The sequence below is a fragment of the Alteromonas sp. KS69 genome, assembly GCF_003989595.1.
GTDB lineage: Bacteria > Pseudomonadota > Gammaproteobacteria > Enterobacterales > Alteromonadaceae > Alteromonas > Alteromonas naphthalenivorans.
Window position 1 is genome coordinate 165,863 of the sequence record NZ_PYHU01000005.1, and the last position, 23,856, is coordinate 189,718.

Consider the following 23,856-nt stretch of genomic DNA (forward strand, 5'->3'; position numbering starts at 1 on the left):
TTAGCCTTGGTATATCAGTAACCTAAACAAAACTAATATAATATTTTATCTCGGAGCAACGGATGCATTCGGTATCAAACCCCTTTCAAGCGTGTAATGATATATTTTTTCGGCCTAATGGCGTGTTTAAAGCCGTCGGTGAAAAAAACAACTGGAGTTGGTTCCCCTTTCTTATTGTTATGATGATCACGTTAGCGGCTCAATATCTATACGTTAACTTCGTTGATATCGAATGGTTTGCAAATATTAATATTGCAGCCCAAGATGCCATGAGCCCAGCAGAAGAAGACCAAATGCGCGCCTTTTTCACCAGAAACACCCTCATGCTTTCCCAATTAGTAGGCGCATTCTTTGCTCTTACTATCGTTAACGCTATTTTTGCTGTTTATTTGAATTTAACGACACGCAGTGATGACAGTCATGTTTTCGGCTTTACAGATTGGTATGGTTTTACCTGGTGGGTATCTATGCCTTACGTAGTAACAGGCCTTATCGCGGCGGCACTTATTATGTTTGCGGGCGATCATCAAATATCACCGGCAATACTTGCTCCACTGTCACTTTCTTACCTACTCGGTGTCGAAATGACATCACCATGGTTTGCATTTGCTCAAGCTATTCGTGTTGAGTTGTTTTGGACTATCTACCTCACTATGGTAGGCATTACCCAATGGACCTCATTCTCTACGAAAAAGGCGGCAATTATTGCTTCTGCGCCATACGTCGTGATTTACGGTATTTGGGGGGTGTTCGCGCTTATCTAGTATGCTATACCACTTGCAACGCGCTTCTTACACCTAAGCTTGGTGTAAGAAGTGAGTTCAAACCGTCGTTATGTCGAAAAGCGGTAGCTGAATAGACGGTTTCGCTCCCGCCCTAATAGGCCTAAAGTACTCGCTATTGTTATAAAAAGCTTCATCTTGGTTTTCGTACCACCCTGGTATGCCAAGCAAAGGAATAGGTTTTAGTAGCGGAGATTTGTTAAACGCATCAAGCTCAGTGATACGTTTTACCAATGATTTGTCTACCTCTTGGCGCTGTTCCCATTTATTCATCTCGCTAAACCCTTTAGGCACACTCACTGCCAACCACTTCCCCGTAAGCCCGATAAAAGGCGAGAGCATCATCTCAAGGTTTGCATGCCCAAAAATAAAGGGGGTCATGTGGGTTCCCCACTCATGTCTATGGATAACAAAGCTATCCTGCCATTGATGTTGGGCTAACGTATTCAGCAACATGTTTGATTTACTCGCGTCGCCTTCCTCAAGCGCCAGTACTACGCCACATTCGTCAAAATGCGTAATGCGGTTTCGTCGCTCGGTTCTTGGGTGTGTGCCATGGTGCGCAATATCTTGCATGTGTAGCGCATTCAGTAACGCTTTTGTAGCGGGAAATTGGATCCAGATAAGGGCATTGAACAAATCATGCCAGCTATTTTCCCGCGTAGGTACGCAGTTGTCGCACGCGATAATTTCTTCATAGTAACGGCTGTCATTTTCTGTACTTTTGTCACAACTGTTGGCCGTTCTCTTATCAAGCTCTCCTTGCGCTATAAACGCAGGACCCTGCCATTGCGGTTGAAACGCTTCACGCAAAAGGTTAAGTCTTGCAGCACTAGGAAAATCAGTGTCGTCTAACAACATGAATTCTTTCAACAGCGTATGTACTGGTAAAGACGCATTATCTTGAATATGGTGTTTACACCAAGGAGTAACAGGTATTGGCATACTTAATATTGGTTCGTCTTAAGGTTTTCTCTATACTGGTCGGTATTGTAGAGCAAACAGAGACTAACAATGAAAAAAATGTTTTTGCCCTTGCTGGTAACTGCCGTATCAGTGGTAAGTGCTTGCAGCCCCAATAACGCGCCTGAAAAAGACACGACGCAGCCTGAAACTCAAACTCAAACCCAAACTCAAACTCAAACTCAAACTCAAAAAAAGCATATCGCGACTAACTTCGACGCAGTTTACGCCAACATTTCAGATGCAGATATTCGAGAACCATTAAAAATACTGTCATCTGATGAATTTGAAGGTCGTTTGCCCACCACCATTGGTGAAACAAAAACACTGGATTATCTCACTCGGGAGTTTGAAAAGGCGGGATTGTCACCGGGTAATGGCGACAGCTACCTTCAAGAAGTGGCGTTAATGGAAATTACCGCTAACCCTGAAATGACCATGACAATTGGTGATAATAGCTTTGCGTATAAAGATGACATGGTTGCTTCATCTAAGCGTGAGCAAGAAACCGTTTCACTTGAAAACTCAGAACTGGTATTTGTTGGCTACGGCGTTAACGCTCCCGAATACGACTGGAACGATTATGAAGGCTTAGATGTTACTGGCAAAACCGTCGTGATATTGGTGAATGACCCAGGTTTCGAAAACCCTGAAAGTGGGAAGTTTCAAGGCACAACGATGACCTACTATGGTCGCTGGAGTTACAAATACGAAGAAGCTAGCCGCCAAGGTGCTGCCGGCGCACTCATTGTTCACGAAACGGCTCCGGCCTCTTACGGCTGGTCAGTAGTGGCGAATAGCTGGAGTGGCCCTCAGTATGGGCTAGTATCTAAGGACAAAGGCGCTAGCCGCGTTGCCATTGAAGGTTGGCTAACCTTAAGTGCCGCAGAAAAAGTATTTGCTGACGCAGGTTTTAATTTTCAAGACGAAAAGAATCAAGCCAAGCTTGGGCCTTATCATAAAGCGATGGATATCAATGCTTCGGTAACCGTGCAAAATACATTTAAGAAATCTAAAAGCCACAATGTTATTGCCACACTACCTGGCTCAGAACTACCCAACGAGCATGTTATTTACACCGCGCACTGGGATCATCTAGGAAAAGATGAATCTAAAGAAGGCGACAATATCTACAATGGTGCACATGATAACGCTACAGGCAGTGCTGCTATTTTAGCGATGGCAAAAGCCTACGCCAACTTAGATATTGCGCCGAAGCGTTCTGTATCGTTTTTAGTAGTCACGGCTGAGGAACAAGGTTTACTAGGCAGTAAATACTACGCAGATAACGCCGTCATTCCACTGGAAGATACGGTGGCCAATATCAATATGGATGCCATGAACGTGTTAGGTAAAACCAAGAACGTCGCCGTGGTAGGCATGGGAAAGTCAGATTTAGAAGATTACCTTAAAACTGCAGCTGATAAACAAGGCAGAACGTTAACGCAGGAAGATCGTCCTGAAGCTGGCTACTATTATCGTTCCGATCACTTCAGCTTTGCGAAAAAAGGCGTGCCTGCCCTGTATGCAGAAGGTGGTAATGAGCCGGCTGACGAAACAACGGCTAAATACCGTAAACGCATGAATGTGATTGTAACGGGCTGTTATCACCAAGTATGTGACCAATACCGTGACGATTGGGATTTAAGCGGCATTGTGCAAGACACACAGCTATTGTTTGATGTAGGTTTTAACGTTGCTAACGCCGAGCAGTGGCCAGCCTGGAAAGAAACCAGTGAGTTTCAACGTAAAAATTGAGTTTTAACCTCAGTTAACACTAGCGTTTAATAAAAAAAGCCCTGTAGATACAGGGCTTTTTTATTGCTAATACAACACGCTTTAAATAGTGCGTCTTACATGAACAACCCTTTGAGTTCTTCAGCGCCAAACGTCGCTATTTCAAACGCAATCAAGATTATAATTATCCATTCCAAAAACGATGAATGTTTATGATTTAGCTCTTCAGCTAACATCTCGAACAACTCATGAATAACATTCAGCTTGTTGGAGAGAACATCTACCCTGGGGCGGATATCTAAGTATCGCGCCGTGGCATTATAAGCATGTTCATATTCTGGATATTCCCAAAAGAACTCGGGTGTATCAAGCAACCCATAATGCAAAAAGATGTCGCTCTTTGTGCTAAATAAATGCCCGCGGATTTTCGCCAATGCGGGTCGACGTAACGTTATCTTGCCTGTTTCGGCCAACGCTTTTGGCAAATACGCATAGCGCGTAATAGTATCTTGCGCTTTATGCTCGTATTCATTGAGCTTTATTGATTGCGCTAATCCGTGGCTGATTGATAACCGAAGTAATGGATCGTCAATCGAGAGCGTAATTAAGTCCCGTTGCAATCTAAGTACATCACTAGTAAATGCAAATTGCAGATGCTCTTGATGAATACCAGACAACAACTTAGGGCTAACCTGTAACCTATTTAGCAAGGCTACACGCTCCTCTTCTACGACACCCCAAAAAACCACCACACCATACTCAAAAAGCCAAGCTTCACCGCCTGTCACTTCAATGTGCATGGCATCACGATAGCGTGAACCCTGAACACTCGCGTCCATTTGAAGGCTATCTACATCAGGAATAACATATACCGAAACTCGGTCGTTTGAAAATTGCATACCCTTTACCAGGTGTTGAAAAAACCGGCAGATTATGCGCCCAAAGAACGCAAAGAGATACAAATATAAAAACTACAAAATCAACGAGTTATAAAATAAATTTTGATATAAACACAGGAGGTAAAACTTGTATACTGCCTAGTATTTGTGCGACATTTTAGTTAATGACACTAACAGCAGCGACGCTTTGGCCAAAGAACATCGTGTTTTGGAATAATAATTTCCATTTTCTCATCATATTGTACTTGCAATTTCCTGTCAGACTGGCACATTCAAGGCATGCGAAAGCGCGATTAAAAAAAACAACAATACCTTCGCCAACTCGTTCGCGAGTACCCGACAGAAAAAACCTCAATTATTTTTCAACAAGTGAACAGAGAGAATCCGTTTTATGTGTGGTATTTTCGGTATCCTTGATATCAAAACCGATGTGTCTGAACTCAGAACCCAAGCCCTCGAATTAACAAAATTATTGCGCCACCGTGGCCCTGACTGGTCGGGAATCTGGAATAATGACAATACCATTCTTTGTCACGAAAGATTGGCTATTGTTGATGTGGACACCGGCGCTCAGCCGCTTATCAGCCAAAATGGCAAACAAGTTTTAGCCGTCAATGGCGAAATTTATAATCACAAGCAACTTGCTGATGATTTAGCAGAACCTTATCCATTTAAAACTCGCTCAGATTGCGAAGTTATTCTTCCGCTTTTTCAACAAAAAGGTGTGAGTTTTGTTGATGAATTAGAAGGCATGTTCTCGTTTGTGCTTTATGACGAAGAACAAGATGCTTATCTAATTGCTCGTGACCATATGGGTATTATTCCTCTATACACAGGTTACGATGAGCATGGCAACTTCTACGTTGCTTCAGAAATGAAAGCCTTGGCGCCTATTTGTAAAACCATTAGCGAATTTCCTCCTGGGCATTATCTTTGGAGTAAAGACGGTCAGATCACGAAATACTACAAACGTGACTGGATGGAATACGATGCAGTAAAAGACAACACCACTAACCTTGACGATTTACGTGTAGCGTTTGAAAAATCAGTGAAGTCTCACATGATGTCTGACGTACCTTATGCGGTATTGTTATCGGGTGGTCTTGACTCATCATTAGTCTCTGCGATTGCGGCAAAGTATGTTGCTAAACGTGTTGAAGACGAAGATAAAACAGAAGCATGGTGGCCTCGCCTACATAGCTTCGCGGTAGGCCTTGAAGGTGCACCCGATTTGAAAGCTGCGAAGAAAGTGGCTGATATGATTGGTACGGTACACCACGAAATTCACTTCACCATACAAGAAGGCCTTGATGCCATTCGTGACGTGATTTTCCACCTAGAAACTTATGACACCACCACCATTCGTGCGGCAACGCCAATGTATTTAATGACCCGTAAGATTAAAGCCATGGGCATTAAAATGGTATTGTCTGGTGAAGGCGCCGACGAAATTTTTGGTGGGTACTTGTACTTCCACAAAGCACCAAATGCGAAAGAATTCCACGAAGAAACGGTACGTAAGCTAGATCGTCTTCACTTGTTCGATTGTGCTCGTGCAAACAAGGCAACTTCTGCATGGGGTGTTGAAGCTCGTGTACCATTCCTAGATAAAAACTTTATCGACGTGGCCATGCGCTTAAACCCACAAGATAAAATGTGTCTTGATGGTAAAATGGAAAAATGGATTTTACGTAAAGCGTTCGACAACGGCGATACTCTGCCTGCCGAAGTGCTATGGCGTCAAAAAGAACAGTTCGGTGATGGCGTAGGCTATTCTTGGATTGATTCTATCCGTGATTTCGTAGAGAACGAAGTATCTGACCAACAATTTGCTTCTGCTGAGTTCCGCTTCCCAGTGAACACACCAGATACCAAAGAAGGTTACTACTACCGTACTATCTTCGAAGGTTACTTCCCGCAAGAGAGCGCGGCTCGATGTGTACCTAGTGGCAAATCTATTGCCTGTAGTACGGTTGAAGCGCTTGAGTGGGATGAAAGCTTTAAGAACAATGCCGATCCTTCAGGTCGTTCAATGAAAGACGTGCATTCAGGTGCCTCTGACTAGTTCTAGTCACCAAAATCTTTAAATAAAAAACGCGGCTCTTGCCGCGTTTTTTTATGGGTTCTATTTTTATTAGTTCTATCTTTATCAATTCTATATGGGCTCAAGATAGCGTTTAGGTCGTATTACAAACTCTACTTATCAAGTACGTACCAAAGTCGTTCATCGGCTAACGGCGTTTCAGGCGGCAATAAGGGATTATCTAACGTATAGATTCGTCTATTCTTGATGTCCAGTTGCTCTAAAATGGCTTCATTCGAAGATTTAAATAACGCTTCAAAAGAGCCGTCTTCAATTGCACGATTCAATCCTGTTTCAATTAACCGTGCTAACGTTGGGTTACTCTTATTAACGAAATAATACATGGCAGTAGGATAATAAACTGCCATATCAGGTTCTAACTTGAGCGATGCCGATCGCCCTTCAAGTTCAGCCGTTACCTCTATGACCGAGCGAGGAAAGAAATCCCCTTTGTTTTGAAGTAACAATGAATAAGCGTCTTTGAAATTGGGAACCGTAGCAACATTAAAGCCGTTGGCTTGTAGTATTTTAGTGTCTGGCCATTCTTCACCCTGCAATGGCGTGAAGTTCATTAACTCATTTTTTGATGAAACCCGAGCAAATTCCGCTTCCCTATCTACATTGATAACAAATACCCGCAAGCCAATGAGTCCTTTCGCAATCGGGATCCTAATAGGGAGAAGGTCTTTTTCACGTTGACTATCTGTCATACTCCACACCACGTTCACTTCACGGTTTTCGCGCAGTTGACGCAGTGCCTTTGAAGACAGAAGAATACGATCTGAAGGCAATAGCTCGTAATTTACACCGGTTTTATCAAGGGCTAGTTTAAGCAAGGCAATGGGATATTCGGCGCGAGCATCAGAGTCATCTAGCGGTTTGGGGTAATTAATAGTCCACAACGCCGCGGCACTTTGTGTTGATATAAGCAACGCACACAAAAGCAGTACCGTTTTTATATACTTCAACGCCATTATCGAACTCCTTTGCTCACGCTTATGTAATTTATTCTATGCCAATATATTTATGTGTTTGTAAGGATAGCCGCCAATTACGGGCTATACAGGTTTGTACTGCAAGTTGGGTGGCCCGTGGTTGCTGACTTATCGGCTGTAAACAAACCTGCTTACCTGCTAACGAAGATACATCTGCTAGTAGCGCATCTAACTCATCAATATGTTTTTGCATGGCAATAGGGTGTTTTATTTCATTCGCGCGCTCAAGGGCACTCAGCAAAACTGGCATGCCCCCTTTCATATTAATTTTAGGTGATACCGTCACATAAGTTCTATCATCACACAACACTTCATAAGTACCGCTGGTTTCTATTTGAGTAGAAAAGCCATTGTTGTGTAGCAACGTGGTAAGTGGGCGCAAGTCATACATACAAGGCTCACCGCCGGTGATAACCACATGCTTTGCCACATAACCTTGTTCAGAAAACAGCGACAATAACTTGTTTTCATCAATTTCAAAAAAGTGCTCAGACTCGTTGGTCTTATCAATAACTTGTTGTGCCGTGGTTACCAAGGCATTGTCCAGCGTCCAAGTATGTTTGGTATCGCACCATGGGCAACCTACAGGGCATCCTTGTAAGCGAACAAAGATAGACGGGATACCAGTATGTGCCCCTTCCCCTTGGATGGTTTCGAACATTTCATTGATGTTCAGCGTGATTAATTTCGACAAAATGTCACCCTTTAACGATTGTATGTTTCGATTTTACCAAGGATCACATAAAATTCGGGCATAATTTCTCAAAACTTTAAAACTATGTCAGAAAACGTTGTTGTTATCTATTCAGGTGGAATGGACTCATTCACTGTTTTACACAAAGCCTTACGTGATGGTAAGACCGTTCACGCCCTTTCTTTTGATTATGGTCAGCGCCATAAGAAAGAATTAGATTATGCGGCAGCAGTGTGTAAATCGTTAAACGTGCCTCACAAAATTGTGGATATCAGTGCTATTAATAGCTTAATAGGTGGCTCATCGCTAACCTCTGATATCGATGTACCAGAAGGGCATTACGAAGAACCTAGCATGAAGCAAACGGTCGTGCCTAATCGTAATATGATTTTGCTGTCGTTAGCCGTGGGCTATGCCGTAAGTTTAGAAGCAAACGAAGTTTATTATGGCGCGCATTCTGGCGATCATGCTATTTACCCAGACTGCCGACCTGAGTTTGTGGAAAAGATGAGTGATGTTTGTCGCATTGCCAATTACACCCCGGTAGAGATTGTGACGCCTTATATTAAAGACAGCAAAACAGCGATTTTAACCGACGGGTTGAAAATGGGCTTAGACTACGGCGAAACGTGGACGTGTTATAACGGAAGAGAGAAAGCTTGCGGCAAATGCGGGGCCTGTGAAGAACGCTTAGAGGCGTTCAGAGAGAATCACTGCACTGACCCCCTTAGCTACGAATAATCGATTTGGCGCCTACTCAGGCGCCTTTTAGCTTATTCACCGTTAGGCGAAGTGAGTGGCTTATGGCCACTGAAATAAAAGCACTACACCCCAGTGCACCACCAATTCCATCTAGCAATGGCAGCAACACCATAAAAATGACGGCAAAACATAACGACGAAATAGTTAGCAAGTAATACGAAAAACGATGTGGTGCGCTCATACCTACAAAACTACCTCCGAAAAACACCGTGGCCCAAAATTCAGCTGCATCGGATGAACGAGTTTCACTTATTAGTACGTTGTGAATAAGTAGCACTGAAAAGTAAAATACAATAGTGAGTAAACTGGACGCTCGAATTACATTAAACCTTGGCAGCTTGGCTAACCGGTAAGTGGTGTACGCGCCGGCAAGGGTAGTGATAACAACTAATAATTCCGTCAAAACAACGCCCTTAGAAAAATAAGGCTACTGACTGCGGTAAATGCAATAGCCCCTAGCCGACCACCAAAACCTTCGAAAATATTGCGCGTTAGGGTATAGACGCCAGCCCCTACCACAGAAATAAATAATAGCGCTTCCCACCCCGTGATAATTGCACTTGAACACATACCAGCGAAAGCGCCAGCATAAATAGCGGCTTGAGGGTGATTGCCATACTTTTTAGGCCAATGCCAAAAACTGCCAACTAAACCCGTAAAAGCAGCGGCCAACACTACTGGGACATTAAAATAATGATGCAGTGAAAAGCACAAATACGTTCCGAAAAAGAACGACACTAATTTAACTAAGAAGAAGATAAACCATTCCTTTTTGGTTGAAACGAAAAACGCCCTGTTTTCACAAGGCGTTTTCATACAGTATTTGATTTTCGCGTACCCAACCTACTTTTGACTTTCGCCTATAAAGTAAGTGAGTTCCTTAATACAGTGCCGTAACACTGGATTTAATCGCGTGTTTTTACCATTCATTACAAATAGATCGTGGCTAAAGTTATACAAGCTGCCATTGGCGATAGGTACTAGCCCTAGCGCTGCGCCCTGCTCTTTTGCCATGTAGTCAGGCAACAAACCAATATACTCACCTGTCATGATGGCAGACATTGCAGCGTCGAAGGAGTCTGAAAAGGTTTGAATAGCAAGACGAGACTCATTATCGATGTAGTTTGCTGAAGATAAACCAGAGATACCAATGGCCGGATAGTCTTCAATTTTAATATTTTCAGGCAATGCAGTATCACGATATTTGGCTAACGGGTGTGTAGGTGAACAATATAAACGCCCATCTGTGGTGATCCCTATAGGATGAAAAGTCACAGATTCGGGTTTTACCATATCGTAGGTCGATACCACCAAATGACATTCACCAGATAAGGCAACATGCTCTACTTCATTGTATAAACGTGTTTGGATATTAACGTGGATGTCATCAAATTTTTTCATCGTGCTTTTAACGGCTTTACTCACCGCTAAATGCATAGAAAGCGGCAGACCAGCCATAAGCACTAGCGTAATGTGACCTGAGTAGTCGTCGTGCAATGATTTCAAATTAAATACAAAATTATCGAAGGCGTTGAAAATACGCTTGGTTTCTTGGAAAACCACTTCGCCTTCTTTTGTCATTTGAAAGCCACCACGACCGCGGTGGCATAATACCAAATCTAAACGTTCTTCAAGCTTCTTAATTGCAGCACTGATATTTGGACGTTGCATGCGCAACACAGGTTCTGCAGCAGTGAAACCATTACAACTTGCTACCGCATAAAACACACGTAACAATTTGATATCCGACTCTTGAAGACGATTTAGCATAAAGGCACCATTATAGGTATAGTTATAGATACTTAAGTATCAACTATATGCAACTGGCGCCTCGATTACAACGACAATTTAAGGTGAATCTCTGCGATAAACATACTGTTATATGCGATTAAACAAAATTAACGTGATTATTTTCTAAGCAGAATCACCAACGAGTTCATTACGACAACGCAACGACCTGCTTTCTTAGAGCCTCTACGTCGTCTCTTAACGACGCAGCTTTTTCAAACTCAAGCTCTCTGGCATATTCAAACATCTGCTTTTCAAGCTCGGCTATTTGATCCATTAACTCAGTCGCACTTGCCGCCTTCTTCTGTTTCTTCTTCTCTTCTACTTTGCGAAGCCTTACTTTACCGGACGCTGGATGAGCCCCTTCACCCAAATCCATAATATCGGTAATCGGCTTATTCAAGCGCATCGGCGTGATGTTATTCGCTTTATTATGTTCAATCTGTTTTTCACGGCGACGCTCAGTTTCGTCCATGGCTTTTTTCATCGACTTAGTAATTTTATCGCCATATAAAATGGCGCGACCGTTGATGTGACGTGCCGCTCTACCAATCGTTTGAATTAGCGAGCGCTCTGCGCGCAAAAAGCCTTCTTTATCGGCATCAAGAATTGCTACCAGTGAAACTTCAGGCATATCTAAGCCTTCACGAAGCAGGTTAATCCCTACCAGCACATCGAACTTACCAATACGTAAGTCACGAATAATCTCAATGCGTTCTACCGTGTCGATATCTGAATGCAAATACCGTACTTTAACGCCATGCTCATTTAAGTATTCACTTAAATCTTCGGCCATTCGCTTAGTGAGCGTAGTAATAAGTACCCTTTCATCAAGCGCCACTCGTTTGTGAATTTCCGATAATACGTCGTCAACTTGGGTAGCGACGGGGCGCACTTCAATGATGGGATCTAACAGCCCTGTGGGGCGCACCACTTGCTCTACAATGTCGCCATGGGTCTTTTTAAGTTCATACTCACCAGGAGTAGCCGATACGTATACCGTTTGTGGGCAAATTTGCTCAAATTCTTCAAATTTAAGTGGGCGATTATCAAGCGCTGAAGGTAAACGGAACCCGTATTCCACCAAGGTTTCTTTTCTAGAGCGATCGCCTTTGTACATGGCACCAATTTGAGAAACCGTTACATGGGATTCATCAATGAACATGAGGCCATCCGCAGGAAAGTAATCTAATAACGTTGGGGGCGGCTCGCCAGGCGCTCGGCCAGAGAGATAACGTGAGTAGTTTTCTATGCCCGAGCAATACCCAAGCTCCATCATCATCTCAATATCAAATTGAGTACGCTGAGAAATTCGCTGCTCTTCTATTAGTTTGTTAATTTCTAGCAGCTGCGCCTTTCTAGACTTCAATTCCCCTTTTATGTGCTCGATGGCATCAAGGATTTTTTCTCTTGGGGTTACATAATGGGTTTTCGGAAACACCGTTGCCCGTACAACCGATTTGTCGACTGCGCCTGTCAGCGGATCGAACAAACTAATTTTATCAATTTCATCATCAAACAGCTCAACACGCACCGCTTGTTTCTCTGAGTCCGCAGGGAATATGTCAATCACATCGCCACGCACACGGAATGTCCCCCGCTCGAAGGCTAAATCGTTACGCTTGTATTGAAGCTCGGCAAGTCTGCGCAAAATATCTCGCTGATCCATAGTATCGCCCTGTCGCAAATGCAAAAGCATTTTCATGTACGACTCGGGGTCACCCAAACCATAAATAGCCGAAACACTGGCTACAATCACAACATCTCGGCGTTCCATCAATGCCTTTGTTGCAGACAAACGCATTTGCTCGATATGATCGTTTATCGATGCATCTTTCTCAATAAACGTATCGGTACTTGGTACGTATGCTTCTGGTTGGTAGTAATCGTAATAAGAAACAAAATATTCAACCGCATTGTTAGGGAAAAAATCTTTCATTTCCCCGTATAACTGTGCCGCCAAGGTTTTGTTATGCGCCAGAATGAGCGTTGGTCTTTGAACTTCGCTAATAACATTCGCCATGGTAAAAGTTTTACCAGAACCGGTAACACCTAATAGGGTTTGCGCTGCTAAGCCACTTTCTAGGCCATCCACCAAGGTTTCTATGGCAGCGGGTTGATCGCCCGCTGGCTTGTAGCTTGAATGAAGTTCAAAACCTTTACTCATTTATTAAATACCTTATTTACCTTGCCACCTAGGTAGCATGTTGTTCCTGTTTAAATACCGAGAGCGTATTTTTAAATACAACAAAAGACACGGTCGCCATGGCAATGTTTGCCACTACCGTTCCCCAATACAATCCGGTTAAACCGAAAAAGTAACTTCCCGCGATACTTATTGGCACAAAAAATACAAACAATCTGATAACACTCAATGCCAATGCACTCAAAGGGTGGTGCATCGCATTTAACGAAGAATTCGTCAAAATAATAATACCCTGCATGCCATACCCTAAAGGCACTATCATTAAAAACAGTTGAATGAGTCGGCTCACCTCCGGCTCGCTGGTGAAGGCAACAGCAATCCAGCCGGAACACACCCACATAACAACAAATACGAACAACTGCCAGAAAAGCACAAATTTTAACGACACCATATAAGCGCTATGCACTCTATCAAATCTATTTGCACCCACGTTTTGGCTAATAAATGGCGGTAAAGTCATAGAAAGAGCAAGTACCACAATACTGGCAATAGACTCCATTCTGCTTCCTACTCCCCAAGCTGCTACCGCTTCGGCACCATAACTGGCCACCACTGCGGTCATTACGCCACCAGCTATCGGCGTAAGCATATTAGCCCCAGCCGCCGGCAAGCCTATTTTTAATATATCCCCGCTTATTGCCTTTAGTTCTAGCAATGAAAGAAGTCGGGGCAGAATAAGGTTTCGTTTAACCGCCAGTAAATAAAGTATCCACACTGCACCCACCATCCACGCTAATAACGTAGCAAGGGCAGCGCCTTTGATGCCCATTGCGGGAACCGGACCTGCACCGAAAATAAACAAGGGGTCGAGCAATGCATTTAAGCCCCCTACGGTTGCCATAACAATACTTGGGGTACGCGTGTCGCCACAGGCCCTTAGTACACTGTTTCCCACCATAGGCAATGAAAGGAAAATACTCGACGCGTACCACAAGGACATATAATCCCTTATATAGGGTAATAATGTTGGCGAGGCGTTTAGCAAAGTAAAAATGGGTTCAATGGTGAAGTAACCAATTAACGCCAGCGTACCCACTAATAGGGTAGAAAGCATCAGCGAACCAGTCGCGTAATTCTTCGACTCACTTAATTCTCTACTGCCTTGCAGCTTGCCAATAATAGCCGACGTACCGATGCCTAACCCAATATTTAAACTAATAACGGTAAAGGTGACGGGAAAAGTAAAGCTAATGGCAGCGAGAGGCTCAGTGCCGAGTAAACTGACAAAGAAGGTATCGATTAACCCGAAACTCATCATCATGACCATGCCCAGTATCATAGGTATTGTCATGCGTTTTAGGGTAGAAGGAATATCACCGTTTAAAAGATTCGCTGCTCGGCTCGGGGACTCGTCTGTTTTCACAAACCCTCTCAATAGTTGATTGGTAGAAATAACTGGCGCTAATAAATACTGACTATCGTATATAACTAAACTTGCCTCACAACAAGATGCTGACAGTAGTCTATGTGAGACTGACCACATTGGCTATGTTAAATCGACCAAGCTAGGTTTGGGCTTGGTCAGGTGTCGGTTTTGCCACCTGAGCATCTTTTAAATTAATACTAATGGCTAATTTACACGTTTTAGGCAGACATTGGCGCAGATGTCGTTGAACACACTTTTTTGCTAGCTAATGTTAGAAGCCTTGTCAGGTTAGTTTATAAATTAAGCCAATTTACTGTAATGACAATTTCATTACGGCTAGATTGCGCTTTTAAGACAGTCGTTCGGTCGATTAACCCTAGGTTGCCTTAAGAACTATGCCGAACAAAATGTAAAATTTATGTAAACCTTTCATTTCTGACTGTTATATCGTTGAAAAAGTAACTGATAGTCGACGAATTAACACACAAGATATTTTTTGTCCAACAGATCTATTAAGATCTTAACAAGAGATCTAGCGTTAACACATAAGTTATTGAAATGATTTTAATTTTAGTGCTAACGGGCATATGAAGTTAACGATCATGACCACGATGATCTTACCAATTTATCCTCAAGTTAATAACTATCAACATAGTTATCCACAGAATTAGTGGATAAGTAGCTCTACCCCAGCAATTACGCCCTATGCTGGGTAACCCCTTCCTAATTATGTAAGTGAAGACTAACCTTGAGATACTAAGCCGTAGGTTACATATTTATTAAACACTGTACACAATACCAGTATACAAAACATTTTTTATTCTATTTTATTATATAGGTTTCGTATTTTGCTACTCCAAAAAACGAGTCGCTGTTCGTTAATATTCACTCCTTCGATAATACAGTTAAATACGGCGATACGAATACTCGCTCAGTAATTAAGCATCACTTTCTTGGTTTTGGTGCAAACTTGAGCACAAAACCCCTGAAAAGCTATTTTTTGACCACTTAGCATAAAAAATTGATTAAGGTTGTTGACAGAAACCCAGATGCTCTTTAATATTCCGCCCCGTTGAAAAGCAGGTCCCCTTTAGCTCAGTTGGTTAGAGCGACGGACTGTTAATCCGCAGGTCCCCCGTTCGAATCGGGGAAGGGGAGCCAACTTTTCATCGACAACTTTAAGTGCAATTCCCCCTTAGCTCAGTTGGTTAGAGCGACGGACTGTTAATCCGCAGGTCCCCCGTTCGAATCGGGGAGGGGGAGCCACTTGGTTGGCTCATTACCGCTTTATACTTCTTCTATTATCTCATACGTTTTTTTCTTCCTGAAATAGCTTATATATTCATTAAATAACCCTAATTCAATCAAGTTGTTAATCTGCGCCTAAAAAGCGATAATAGACAAATTATTCCTGTTTCAATTTCGAGTACGGCCATTATGCCGAGACTCAACTAATTCCTCGTAGGAATTGCGATTTTCATGACTGAATTTTTATTACTATTAATTGGTACCGTATTAGTTAATAACTTCGTGCTGGTGAAGTTTCTTGGCTTATGCCCTTTTATGGGTGTGTCGAGCAAACTCGAAACTGCCATGGGCATGTCTATGGCCACCACGTTTGTATTAACGCTAGCCTCGGCCACAAGCTACTTAGTAGAGACTTATCTACTTGCGCCTTTAGGTATTGGCTACTTACGAACATTAGCGTTTATTTTAGTGATTGCTGTCGTGGTTCAGTTCACCGAGATGGTGGTGCATAAAACCAGCCCTACCCTTTACCGCTTATTAGGTATTTTCCTACCTCTTATTACCACCAATTGCGCTGTGCTTGGTGTTGCTTTGCTGAATCTTACCGAGCAGCATAACTTCATGGAAAGCCTTATTTATGGCTTTGGTGCGGCTGTTGGCTTTTCATTAGTGCTAGTTCTATTTGCGGCCATGCGAGAACGTTTAGCTGCTGCCGATGTGCCTGTTTCATTTAAAGGGGCATCGATTGCAATGATAACGGCGGGCCTTATGTCTTTGGCATTTATGGGCTTTAGCGGTTTGGTGAAAGTATAATGACCATGACATACGCCATCATCGCATTAGGCGCGCTTGCGCTTCTCTTCGGTTTAATTTTAGGTTATGCCAGTATTCGATTTAAGGTGGAAGGCGACCCATTGGTTGATCAAATCGATGAAATATTGCCCCAAACTCAATGTGGACAATGTGGCTACCCTGGTTGCAAACCCTATGCAGAAGCCATTGCTAATGGTGATGAAATTAATAAATGCCCCCCAGGTGGTGAGTCGACCATAAAAAAACTTGCCGATTTGATGGGGGTAGAACCAAAACCTCTCGATGCGGCTCACGGCGAAGAAGATACGAAAAAAGTCGCCTTCATTCGAGAAGACGAATGTATTGGTTGTACCAAGTGTATTCAAGCATGCCCCGTTGACGCCATATTAGGTGCAGCAAAGCATATGCATACAGTGATTGTTGAAGAGTGTACGGGCTGCGATTTATGTGTAGATCCCTGCCCAGTAGACTGTATCGATATGGTGCCTGTTACACCAACCACAGCAACATGGAAGTGGGATTTTTCCTCATCACCTAAAGGTGACATTCCAATTAAAATGGTGTCGTAAGCGTTGAACTACCCAGATTTTGATAACATTATTGAACGCCTAAATTCAGGGAAACTCTTTTCGTTCCCAGGCGGCGTGCACCCTGATGATAAAAAGAGACTGTCGAACAAGGCCGCTATTGTGCAGCCAACAATGCCAGATCTGCTCACATTGCCTATACGTCAACATGTGGGTTCAGAAGGTATATGCTGCGTAAACGTAGGTGACTATGTTTACAAAGGCCAAGCGCTATCTAATGCTACAACACCTTACGCTGTGCCAGTGCATGCGCCCACCTCGGGGCATATCGTTGCTATAGCACCTCACGTGGTTGCTCATCCTAGTGGTCTTACGGAAATGTGCGTTAGCATTAAGCCCGATGATAAAGATACGTGGGGCGAGCTATCACCTTTAGCTGATTATACTGCGGTAGATAAAAATACGATTGTAGATGCCATCTGCCAAGCCGGCATTTCTGGCATGGGAGGCGCAGGCTTTCCTACCCATATTAAAACCGCCACCAGTAAGCCCGTTGAGTTTTTAGTGCTAAACGGCGTTGAGTGCGAACCTTACATTACTGCAGATGATCGCCTTATGCGCGAACACGCGTGGCAGATTCGCCAAGGCTTAGACATTTTAGCGCATATTATTGAGCCTAAAGCGATTGTTATTGCCATTGAAGATAACAAGCCTGAAGCCATTCAAGCACTTAATATAGCCTGCCAAGACAAGGATGCGTATCGGGTAGTACCTATTGAAACGAAATACCCTGCAGGTGGTGAGAAACAATTAATTCAAGTTATCACGGGCCGCGAAGTGCCCCGTAACGGTCTTCCGGCAGACATTGGCGTCATGATGTTTAACGTGGGGACCTGTTTTGCCATTGCCGATGCTATTTTACACGGTAAGCCACTTATTGAACGTATTGTCACGGTAACCGGTGATGCCGTAGCTAAGCCTGCTAATTTTCGAGCTTTACTTGGTACACCAGTAAAGCACTTGCTAGAAGAAGCCAGCTACCAAGCTAAAAAGCAAACGTCGCCTAAAGTGATTATGGGCGGCCCTATGATGGGCTTTGCCTTGGCGGATGCCACCATACCTGTGGTGAAAACCACTAACTGTTTATTAGTACCCAGCAAAAAAGAACTGGTAGACGATAACGCCGAACGCCCGTGTATTCGTTGTAGTGCGTGTGCTGACGCATGCCCTGTTTCTTTACTACCACAACAAATGTTTTGGCACGCCAAAGCAAAAGAATACGACAAAGCTGAAGACTACGATCTTTTCGACTGTATCGAATGTGGTGCTTGTGCGTATGTATGCCCCAGTGAAATACCTTTGGTTCATTATTACCGCCAAGCTAAATCTGAAATACGATTGCAACGAGACGAAAAGAACAAAGCAGAAAAAGCGAAACAACGTTTTGAAGCGCGAAACGAGCGCCTAGAACGGGAAAAAGAAGAGCGTGAAGCCAAACACCGCCGCGCTAAAGAAGCACGACTTGCTGCAAAGAATAATTCCGATAGCCAATCTGCATCACCAGCCCCTTCTACAGAGCAAAATAGCTCTAAAGATAAAGTCGCGGCTGCATTAGCCAGAGCCAAAGCGAAAAAAGCAGCCCTTCAGAGCGCTAATTCTGACGAAACAAGCGTAGCTGACGCAAAACCTGCAGCCGCAAATAGCACAAGCACTACCGCAAGCTCACCTGCTGATGATAAAAAAGCGCAAGTTGCCGCCGCCATAGCACGCGCTAAAGCTAAAAAAGCCCAGAAGCTTAAAGAATCGGCGTCTGAAGCACCTAAATCTGATGAAGTTTTTTCAGAATCTCAATCGACAGCACAGACAGATCAACAAGCGACTGAAACCCAAGTTGAAAACCAAGCTGAAAATGTAAGCACGGCTGCCGACGATAAGAAAGCGCAAGTTGCCGCCGCCATCGCGCGAGCAAAAGCCAAAAAAGCAGCACGCCAACAACTAGACGAAAGCAGCGCTGAAGTAATTGGAAGCGATTTACCACAAAGTCAGGCAAAGGAAGAGGCTTCTACCTCAGCTTCATCAACGCAACTGCAAGATGAGAAAAAAGCCCGGGTTGCCGCCGCAATTGCTAAAGCAAAAGCTAAGAAAGCAGAATTACAAAAACAGCAGAGCCGTGGCGATTTAAAAGCGCCTAAAACAGCGTCAGATGATGCTGAAGGTACTGTTGAAGCTAAAGCTAGCCATATTGATACAGAACACGAAAAGCCTCTTGAAAGGCCAAACAGTAGTGTTGACAATGTCGAAAAAGCGTCAAACAACGAAACCACGAACACCGCGGATGACAAGAAAGCCAGAATAGCTGCGGCGGTAGCAAAAGCTAAAGCGAAAAAACGTTTAGCGGAAATTCAGAAAACGCAAACTGATGATTCAGGCACTGCTAGTCAAGATGTTGAGCCTGAGCAGGTAAAGGTATCAGAGAAAGCCGAGTTACCTACCCCTACAAGCGAAGCCGAGCAAACCGCTCCACAATCAGTACTATCTGAAGAAGCAAACGATCCTGCTCTTGAGAAAAAAAGCCGTATTGCAGCGGCCGTCGCTAAGGCTAAAGCAAAAAAAGCAGCGGCAGAAAGTGAGAACAATCAATCATGAAATTAATCTTATCGAGTTCTCCCTATCAAAGAGTGAAGCGCGATACTGGCCAGGTCATGCGCTTGGTCATTTATGCCATGGTGCCTGGTATTATTGCTCAAACCGTATTTTTTGGATGGGGTACACTCATTCAAGCCTTTTTAGCGGTCGCCAGTGCCCTCGTTTTTGAAGGGGTTATCCTCTGGTTACGTAAACGCCCTATCGAGCGTACGTTAACCGACTACTCCGCCATACTAACCGGCCTGCTAATTGCTATTAGCATTCCGCCTACACTGCCATGGTGGATGACGATTACAGGCGTATTTTTCGCCATTGCCGTCGCCAAACAAGTATACGGTGGCTTAGGGTTTAACATTTTCAATCCAGCGATGATTGGCTATGTAGTACTGTTAATTTCATTCCCGGCCGCCATGAGTTTATGGTTACCCCCGCAGCACCTAGCTAGCTTAACACCTAGCTTCTTAGACTCTGCGGCACTTATTTTTACCGACTTTTCGACCACAGGTTACGATGTTACCCAGTTACGGACTGTGGCAGACGGTGTAACAATGGCCACACCGCTCGACACCCTAAAAACTGACTTAACCTTGGGTATTACGTACTCAGAATCATTGCTCAGACCTATTTTTTCCACGGGGCTATTTCAATCTGCTGGTGCAGGTTGGGGATGGGTAAGTTTAAGTTATTTACTCGGCGGCCTGTGGCTTGTGAAGTTAAGAGTGATTAGCTGGCATATTCCAGGCAGCATGTTGGCGTCAGTGGCGGTTTTTGCATTATTGCTTTATATGATTGATGCCGATCATTATGCATCGCCGCTTTTTCATCTCATTAACGGTGCAGTGATGGTAGGCGCATTCTTTATTGCCACCGACCCGGTATCTGCGTCAACCACACCAAAAGGGCGCATAATTTATGGCGCAGCCATTGGCTTTTGGGTGGTTATTATTCGAGTTTTTGGCGGTTACCCAGACGCGATTGCTTTTGCAGTCATTATTATGAATATGGTCGTGCCGCTGATTGATTACTATACCCGCCCCCGTACATACGGGCATCAGGTTACTAAGAAAGCAAGGCGAGTAGAGTAAATGGTAAAAGAGACGCTAGTAAAAAATGGTTTGATGCTAAGTGCGTTTGCGATAATTGGTACTGCGCTCATCGCCCTCACCTATAACGGTACAGCCGAACGTATTGCACAGCAACAAAAGCAAAAATTGCTTAGTATATTAAATGAAGTGGTGCCGCATGAGTTACATGACAATGAGCTTTATGCTGATTGCACGGCGGTGGTAAGCTCCAATTTAGGCACCCAAGAACCTCATACGGTTTATCGAGCACGGATAAACGGCGAACCTACAGCTCTAGCCATTGAAGCTACCGCACCAGATGGTTATAGCGGTGATATTGCGCTGGTCATTGGGGTAGATACGCAAATGAATGTGCTTGGTGTTCGCGTGTTAGAGCATAAAGAAACCCCAGGACTGGGTGATAAAATAGAATTGTCGATCAGCGATTGGATAACGTCATTCACCGGAAAACACTTTTCAGTAAGTGCCTTGCCTGTATGGCAAGTGAAAAAAGACGGCGGTGAGTTCGATCAATTCACTGGTGCCACAATAACGCCGCGAGCGGTGGTTAGCGCGGTTAAAAATGCACTGCTTTACGTGCAAGATAACCAACAAACTTTATTTTCCGCTCCTAATATGTGCGGTATTGAAAATGACGTATTACCAACCAATGAGGTGTTAAGCGAATGACAGATTATCGCGACCTTACCCTCCAAGGTATTTGGAAGAACAACCCTGCCCTAGTGCAACTTCTAGGCTTATGCCCTTTGCTGGCGGTAACCGCCACCTTTATAAATGGACTAGGGTTAGGCTTAGCTACCACGCTAGTATTGATTGGCAGTAACGTTACCGTTTCATTGGTACGGAATATTGTTCGAAACGAAATACGCATTCCTGTATTTGTTATGATTATTGCCGCCTTTGTTACCATAGTGCAGCTTTTAATGAACGCCTTTACCTACGAGTTATACCTTGCGCTGGGCATATTCATTCCGTTGATTGTTACTAACTGCGCAATCATCGGTAGAGCGGAAGCTTTTGCCTCTAAAAACAGTGCGGGCGCATCAGCATATGATGGCCTAGTGATGGGATTAGGGTTCACCTTCGTACTTGTTGTGCTTGGCGGTATGCGAGAAGTTTTAGGTGCTGGAACCTTGTTCGCAGGTGCCGACAGGCTATTCGGCAGCATTGCCAGTAACTGGACACTCACCTTATTTGAAACCGATTCTCCTTTCTTGCTAGCAATATTGCCTCCCGGTGCGTTCTTGGGCATGGGGCTTTTAATTGCTTTTAAGAATATGATTGATGCTCGAATAGCAGCCCGCGAGACTACGGTAAAAGAAAAAGCCACTCGCGCACGTGTTACCGCCGACGCATAATAAATGCTAAGCGGCTAGTGGCAGAGAATATGGTTACGCCTGAATGGCTAAGCCTGAATGGAAAAGCCCGAGTGGAAAAAGAACGAGCTAAATAAAAATGAATAACACAAAAAGACGTGAAATCTTAACCCGACTTCGGGACGATAACCCCCACCCTACCACTGAGCTTAATTTCTCCACGCCCTTTGAGCTGTTGGTCGCGGTCACTTTATCGGCGCAATCTACCGATGTTGGCATAAACAAAGCCACGGACAAACTTTTTCCCGTTGCCAATACAGCCCATGCGATTGCTGCTCTTGGTGAAGACGGGTTAAAAGAATATATAAAAACCATCGGCTTGTTTAACTCAAAAGCCAAAAATGTACATCGCCTTAGTGAAATTTTGGTTGAAAAGTACGATGGTGAAGTACCCGAAAGCCGAGAAGCCTTAGAAGCTCTGCCTGGCGTTGGCCGTAAAACGGCTAACGTAGTACTGAATACCGCGTTTGGCTGGCCTACCATCGCTGTAGACACCCACATTTATCGCGTAAGTAACCGCACTAAACTTGCTATGGGTAAAACCGTTGAGAAAGTGGAAGAGAAGCTACTAAAAGTAGTGCCAGCAGAATTTAAGGTAGACGTTCACCACTGGTTAATTCTTCACGGCCGCTATACCTGCATTGCCCGCAAACCTCGTTGTGGAAGCTGCATTATTGAAGACTTGTGTGAATTTAAAGATAAAACTGAATATGCTGAGTAACTTAAACAAGGGGCTTAACCTGCTAGCGGCAGCTAACTAAGAGCTAGCTGCCGCCCTGCGAAGAGTTACTTGCCAAAAGCGTCTATCGCAATACTAACCGCCTGTTAGAAAATTCTCCGTCCGAATAGTGTTACTAGTCAACGCATTAGATTCCAATTAAACTCCTATCTAAAAGCAAAAGTCTGCACATCGTTGTAAGCCAATATAGAAATCATTAGGAATTATTTATCATCGTTTTATTGATTACTGCTGTTATTGTAGGATTGATGATTATTTTATCGACTAAGCTGCGTCGTATGCTATTGAGTCGATTAATCTTTGATTTTGTTAATCGTACAGAAGCTAAGTTAGCAAGATTGTATTGTGACAGCCGCTCAATTGATGGGCTTGAAGTGTTTTACCATAGCAATACAAAACACTTTTCTAGCGACAAGCCTGTGCTGGTACTTATACACGGTTTCAGTGCTGATAAGTATGTGTGGAATCGTTTTGCCAAAAGATTCTCTTCTCAATATCACCTAGTTATTCCTGACCTTAAAGGCCATGGCCAAACTGCTTACCACCCCGATGATGATTATTCTGTTCCCAGCCAATGCCAGATGTTATTGGCACTATTAGATCAATTAAACATTAAGCACTTCAGCATAGTGGGTAATTCTATGGGCGGAATGATGGCGGCTAAACTATTTGATGAAATGCCTAAGCGAATTGAAAAAGCAGTATTGATCGACCCAGCAGGCGCTAAGTCACCATTTGCTCAGAATATGATAGACAATAAATTAAATCCTTTTGAACATGAAGTTGAACAGGGTTTTTTTAAATTCTATGATTTAATCATGGCTAAACCACCATTTATCCCAAAGTTTATTTTGCGCGCACTCGCATGGGAATATATTAATAAGCGAGCGCAATATACCCACATGTTCCATCAATTTTTCAACTTGCGGGATTTTTACTCTCGTGATTACCGTTTCGATTATCCTGAGTCGATGCTGATATGGGGGCTTAACGATAAGCTGTTACCGGTAGACGATTTTACCCACTGGAAATTGATGCTCAATTCAAACACACTTATTTATGAAGATCTTGGCCATATGCCTATGGTGGAAGATGTGAAACGTGTATCTAAAGATATTTTAAGCTTTTTAAATAAACATTAAATAAG

Annotated in this window: 21 protein-coding genes and 2 tRNA genes; 14 read left to right on the forward strand and 9 right to left on the reverse strand. The window is 43.6% G+C overall.

Going from position 1 to position 23,856, the window contains the following annotated elements; translation table 11 throughout:
- Positions 1-62: 62 nt before the first annotated feature.
- A complete protein-coding gene (locus tag C7Y69_RS04060; RefSeq protein ID WP_013784940.1) occupies positions 63-764 on the forward strand; it encodes a YIP1 family protein in 702 nt (233 codons plus the stop codon).
- Between the two features lie 57 nt (positions 765-821).
- On the opposite strand, the gene C7Y69_RS04065 is transcribed toward C7Y69_RS04060, so the two are convergent.
- Entirely contained in the window at positions 822-1,727 is a 906-nt protein-coding gene (locus C7Y69_RS04065) for a DUF3025 domain-containing protein (protein WP_126871902.1), read from the reverse strand.
- A 69-nt stretch (positions 1,728-1,796) separates the two neighbouring features.
- Between C7Y69_RS04065 and C7Y69_RS04070 the strand changes: the two genes are divergently transcribed.
- Positions 1,797-3,503, forward strand: a complete 1,707-nt coding sequence (locus C7Y69_RS04070; RefSeq protein ID WP_126871903.1) for a M28 family metallopeptidase — start codon at positions 1,797-1,799, stop codon at positions 3,501-3,503.
- A gap of 95 nt (positions 3,504-3,598) precedes the next feature.
- Here the strand turns inward: C7Y69_RS04070 and C7Y69_RS04075 are convergent, their stop codons facing one another.
- Complete coding sequence (locus C7Y69_RS04075; protein WP_013784943.1) at positions 3,599-4,381, reverse strand: RMD1 family protein; 783 nt, start codon at positions 4,379-4,381, stop codon at positions 3,599-3,601.
- 391 nt (positions 4,382-4,772) lie between these two features.
- Here C7Y69_RS04075 and asnB point away from each other — a divergent pair, with 391 nt between their 5' ends.
- Positions 4,773-6,446: an asparagine synthase B gene (gene asnB / locus C7Y69_RS04080; RefSeq protein ID WP_013784944.1), complete on the forward strand. Its 1,674-nt coding sequence runs from the start codon at positions 4,773-4,775 to the stop codon at positions 6,444-6,446.
- 131 nt (positions 6,447-6,577) lie between these two features.
- Here the strand turns inward: asnB and C7Y69_RS04085 are convergent, their stop codons facing one another.
- Complete coding sequence (locus C7Y69_RS04085; protein ID WP_126871904.1) at positions 6,578-7,438, reverse strand: amino acid ABC transporter substrate-binding protein; 861 nt, start codon at positions 7,436-7,438, stop codon at positions 6,578-6,580.
- Positions 7,439-7,469: 31 nt separating this feature from the next.
- A complete protein-coding gene (queE, locus tag C7Y69_RS04090; RefSeq protein ID WP_126872072.1) occupies positions 7,470-8,120 on the reverse strand; it encodes a 7-carboxy-7-deazaguanine synthase QueE in 651 nt (216 codons plus the stop codon).
- Positions 8,121-8,237: 117 nt separating this feature from the next.
- Here queE and queC point away from each other — a divergent pair, with 117 nt between their 5' ends.
- Positions 8,238-8,894, forward strand: a complete 657-nt coding sequence (gene queC, locus C7Y69_RS04095) for a 7-cyano-7-deazaguanine synthase QueC (protein WP_013784947.1) — start codon at positions 8,238-8,240, stop codon at positions 8,892-8,894.
- 16 nt (positions 8,895-8,910) lie between these two features.
- On the opposite strand, the gene C7Y69_RS04100 is transcribed toward queC, so the two are convergent.
- From C7Y69_RS04100 to C7Y69_RS04120, 5 genes are all read right to left on the reverse strand, one after another.
- Entirely contained in the window at positions 8,911-9,318 is a 408-nt protein-coding gene (locus C7Y69_RS04100) for a hypothetical protein (RefSeq protein WP_126871905.1), read from the reverse strand.
- Positions 9,315-9,731, reverse strand: a complete 417-nt coding sequence (locus tag C7Y69_RS04105) for a hypothetical protein (protein WP_312847913.1) — start codon at positions 9,729-9,731, stop codon at positions 9,315-9,317. The genes C7Y69_RS04100 and C7Y69_RS04105 overlap by 4 nt, the downstream gene beginning before the upstream one ends.
- 27 nt (positions 9,732-9,758) lie before the next feature.
- Positions 9,759-10,685 (reverse strand): LysR family transcriptional regulator, encoded by a 927-nt coding sequence (locus tag C7Y69_RS04110; RefSeq protein WP_057793076.1) that lies wholly within the window; start codon positions 10,683-10,685, stop codon positions 9,759-9,761.
- A gap of 169 nt (positions 10,686-10,854) precedes the next feature.
- Positions 10,855-12,870 carry an excinuclease ABC subunit UvrB gene (gene uvrB / locus C7Y69_RS04115; protein ID WP_013784951.1) on the reverse strand — a complete coding sequence of 672 codons (2,016 nt, stop codon included), beginning with the start codon at positions 12,868-12,870 and terminating at the stop codon, positions 10,855-10,857.
- Between the two features lie 28 nt (positions 12,871-12,898).
- Positions 12,899-14,188, reverse strand: a complete 1,290-nt coding sequence (locus C7Y69_RS04120; protein WP_083820195.1) for an MATE family efflux transporter — start codon at positions 14,186-14,188, stop codon at positions 12,899-12,901.
- A 1,171-nt stretch (positions 14,189-15,359) separates the two neighbouring features.
- Between C7Y69_RS04120 and C7Y69_RS04125 the strand changes: the two genes are divergently transcribed.
- From C7Y69_RS04125 to C7Y69_RS04170, 10 genes are all read left to right on the forward strand, one after another.
- Positions 15,360-15,436, forward strand: a tRNA-Asn gene (locus C7Y69_RS04125).
- A 28-nt stretch (positions 15,437-15,464) separates the two neighbouring features.
- Positions 15,465-15,541, forward strand: a tRNA-Asn gene (locus C7Y69_RS04130).
- A gap of 213 nt (positions 15,542-15,754) precedes the next feature.
- Positions 15,755-16,336 carry an electron transport complex subunit RsxA gene (gene rsxA / locus C7Y69_RS04135; RefSeq protein ID WP_013784953.1) on the forward strand — a complete coding sequence of 194 codons (582 nt, stop codon included), beginning with the start codon at positions 15,755-15,757 and terminating at the stop codon, positions 16,334-16,336.
- On the forward strand, positions 16,336-16,905 hold the full coding sequence (gene rsxB / locus C7Y69_RS04140; RefSeq protein ID WP_013784954.1) for an electron transport complex subunit RsxB: 570 nt from the start codon (positions 16,336-16,338) through the stop codon (positions 16,903-16,905). Before rsxA ends, rsxB begins: the two co-directional genes overlap by 1 nt.
- Before the next feature lie 3 nt (positions 16,906-16,908).
- Entirely contained in the window at positions 16,909-19,509 is a 2,601-nt protein-coding gene (gene rsxC / locus C7Y69_RS04145) for an electron transport complex subunit RsxC (RefSeq protein ID WP_126871906.1), read from the forward strand.
- Positions 19,506-20,594 carry an electron transport complex subunit RsxD gene (rsxD, locus tag C7Y69_RS04150; protein ID WP_013784956.1) on the forward strand — a complete coding sequence of 363 codons (1,089 nt, stop codon included), beginning with the start codon at positions 19,506-19,508 and terminating at the stop codon, positions 20,592-20,594. The genes rsxC and rsxD overlap by 4 nt, the downstream gene beginning before the upstream one ends.
- Positions 20,595-21,263 carry an electron transport complex subunit RsxG gene (rsxG, locus tag C7Y69_RS04155; protein ID WP_013784957.1) on the forward strand — a complete coding sequence of 223 codons (669 nt, stop codon included), beginning with the start codon at positions 20,595-20,597 and terminating at the stop codon, positions 21,261-21,263.
- Entirely contained in the window at positions 21,260-21,952 is a 693-nt protein-coding gene (locus tag C7Y69_RS04160) for an electron transport complex subunit E (protein ID WP_126871907.1), read from the forward strand. The genes rsxG and C7Y69_RS04160 overlap by 4 nt, the downstream gene beginning before the upstream one ends.
- Before the next feature lie 97 nt (positions 21,953-22,049).
- Positions 22,050-22,691, forward strand: coding sequence for an endonuclease III (nth, locus tag C7Y69_RS04165; protein WP_126871908.1), 642 nt, complete (start codon positions 22,050-22,052; stop codon positions 22,689-22,691).
- Between the two features lie 266 nt (positions 22,692-22,957).
- Positions 22,958-23,851, forward strand: coding sequence for an alpha/beta fold hydrolase (locus tag C7Y69_RS04170; RefSeq protein ID WP_126871909.1), 894 nt, complete (start codon positions 22,958-22,960; stop codon positions 23,849-23,851).
- Positions 23,852-23,856 lie beyond the last annotated feature (5 nt).

Bases quoted from the DNA above. Each gene is read 5' to 3' on its own strand.
- uvrB (WP_013784951.1), bottom strand. From the start codon at position 12,870: ATGAGTAAAGGTTTTGAACTTCATTCAAGCTACAAGCCAGCGGGCGAT.
- rsxA (WP_013784953.1), top strand. From the start codon at position 15,755: ATGACTGAATTTTTATTACTATTAATTGGTACCGTATTAGTTAATAAC.
- C7Y69_RS04105 (WP_312847913.1), bottom strand. From the start codon at position 9,731: ATGAAAACGCCTTGTGAAAACAGGGCGTTTTTCGTTTCAACCAAAAAG.
- queE (WP_126872072.1), bottom strand. From the start codon at position 8,120: ATGTTCGAAACCATCCAAGGGGAAGGGGCACATACTGGTATCCCGTCT.
- C7Y69_RS04060 (WP_013784940.1), top strand. From the start codon at position 63: ATGCATTCGGTATCAAACCCCTTTCAAGCGTGTAATGATATATTTTTT.
- rsxG (WP_013784957.1), top strand. From the start codon at position 20,595: ATGGTAAAAGAGACGCTAGTAAAAAATGGTTTGATGCTAAGTGCGTTT.
- C7Y69_RS04085 (WP_126871904.1), bottom strand. From the start codon at position 7,438: ATGGCGTTGAAGTATATAAAAACGGTACTGCTTTTGTGTGCGTTGCTT.
- C7Y69_RS04065 (WP_126871902.1), bottom strand. From the start codon at position 1,727: ATGCCAATACCTGTTACTCCTTGGTGTAAACACCATATTCAAGATAAT.
- rsxD (WP_013784956.1), top strand. From the start codon at position 19,506: ATGAAATTAATCTTATCGAGTTCTCCCTATCAAAGAGTGAAGCGCGAT.
- C7Y69_RS04120 (WP_083820195.1), bottom strand. From the start codon at position 14,188: ATGATACTGGGCATGGTCATGATGATGAGTTTCGGGTTAATCGATACC.
- queC (WP_013784947.1), top strand. From the start codon at position 8,238: ATGTCAGAAAACGTTGTTGTTATCTATTCAGGTGGAATGGACTCATTC.
- rsxB (WP_013784954.1), top strand. From the start codon at position 16,336: ATGACCATGACATACGCCATCATCGCATTAGGCGCGCTTGCGCTTCTC.
- C7Y69_RS04160 (WP_126871907.1), top strand. From the start codon at position 21,260: ATGACAGATTATCGCGACCTTACCCTCCAAGGTATTTGGAAGAACAAC.
- C7Y69_RS04110 (WP_057793076.1), bottom strand. From the start codon at position 10,685: ATGCTAAATCGTCTTCAAGAGTCGGATATCAAATTGTTACGTGTGTTT.
- C7Y69_RS04075 (WP_013784943.1), bottom strand. From the start codon at position 4,381: ATGCAATTTTCAAACGACCGAGTTTCGGTATATGTTATTCCTGATGTA.
- C7Y69_RS04170 (WP_126871909.1), top strand. From the start codon at position 22,958: ATGATTATTTTATCGACTAAGCTGCGTCGTATGCTATTGAGTCGATTA.
- C7Y69_RS04070 (WP_126871903.1), top strand. From the start codon at position 1,797: ATGAAAAAAATGTTTTTGCCCTTGCTGGTAACTGCCGTATCAGTGGTA.
- nth (WP_126871908.1), top strand. From the start codon at position 22,050: ATGAATAACACAAAAAGACGTGAAATCTTAACCCGACTTCGGGACGAT.
- asnB (WP_013784944.1), top strand. From the start codon at position 4,773: ATGTGTGGTATTTTCGGTATCCTTGATATCAAAACCGATGTGTCTGAA.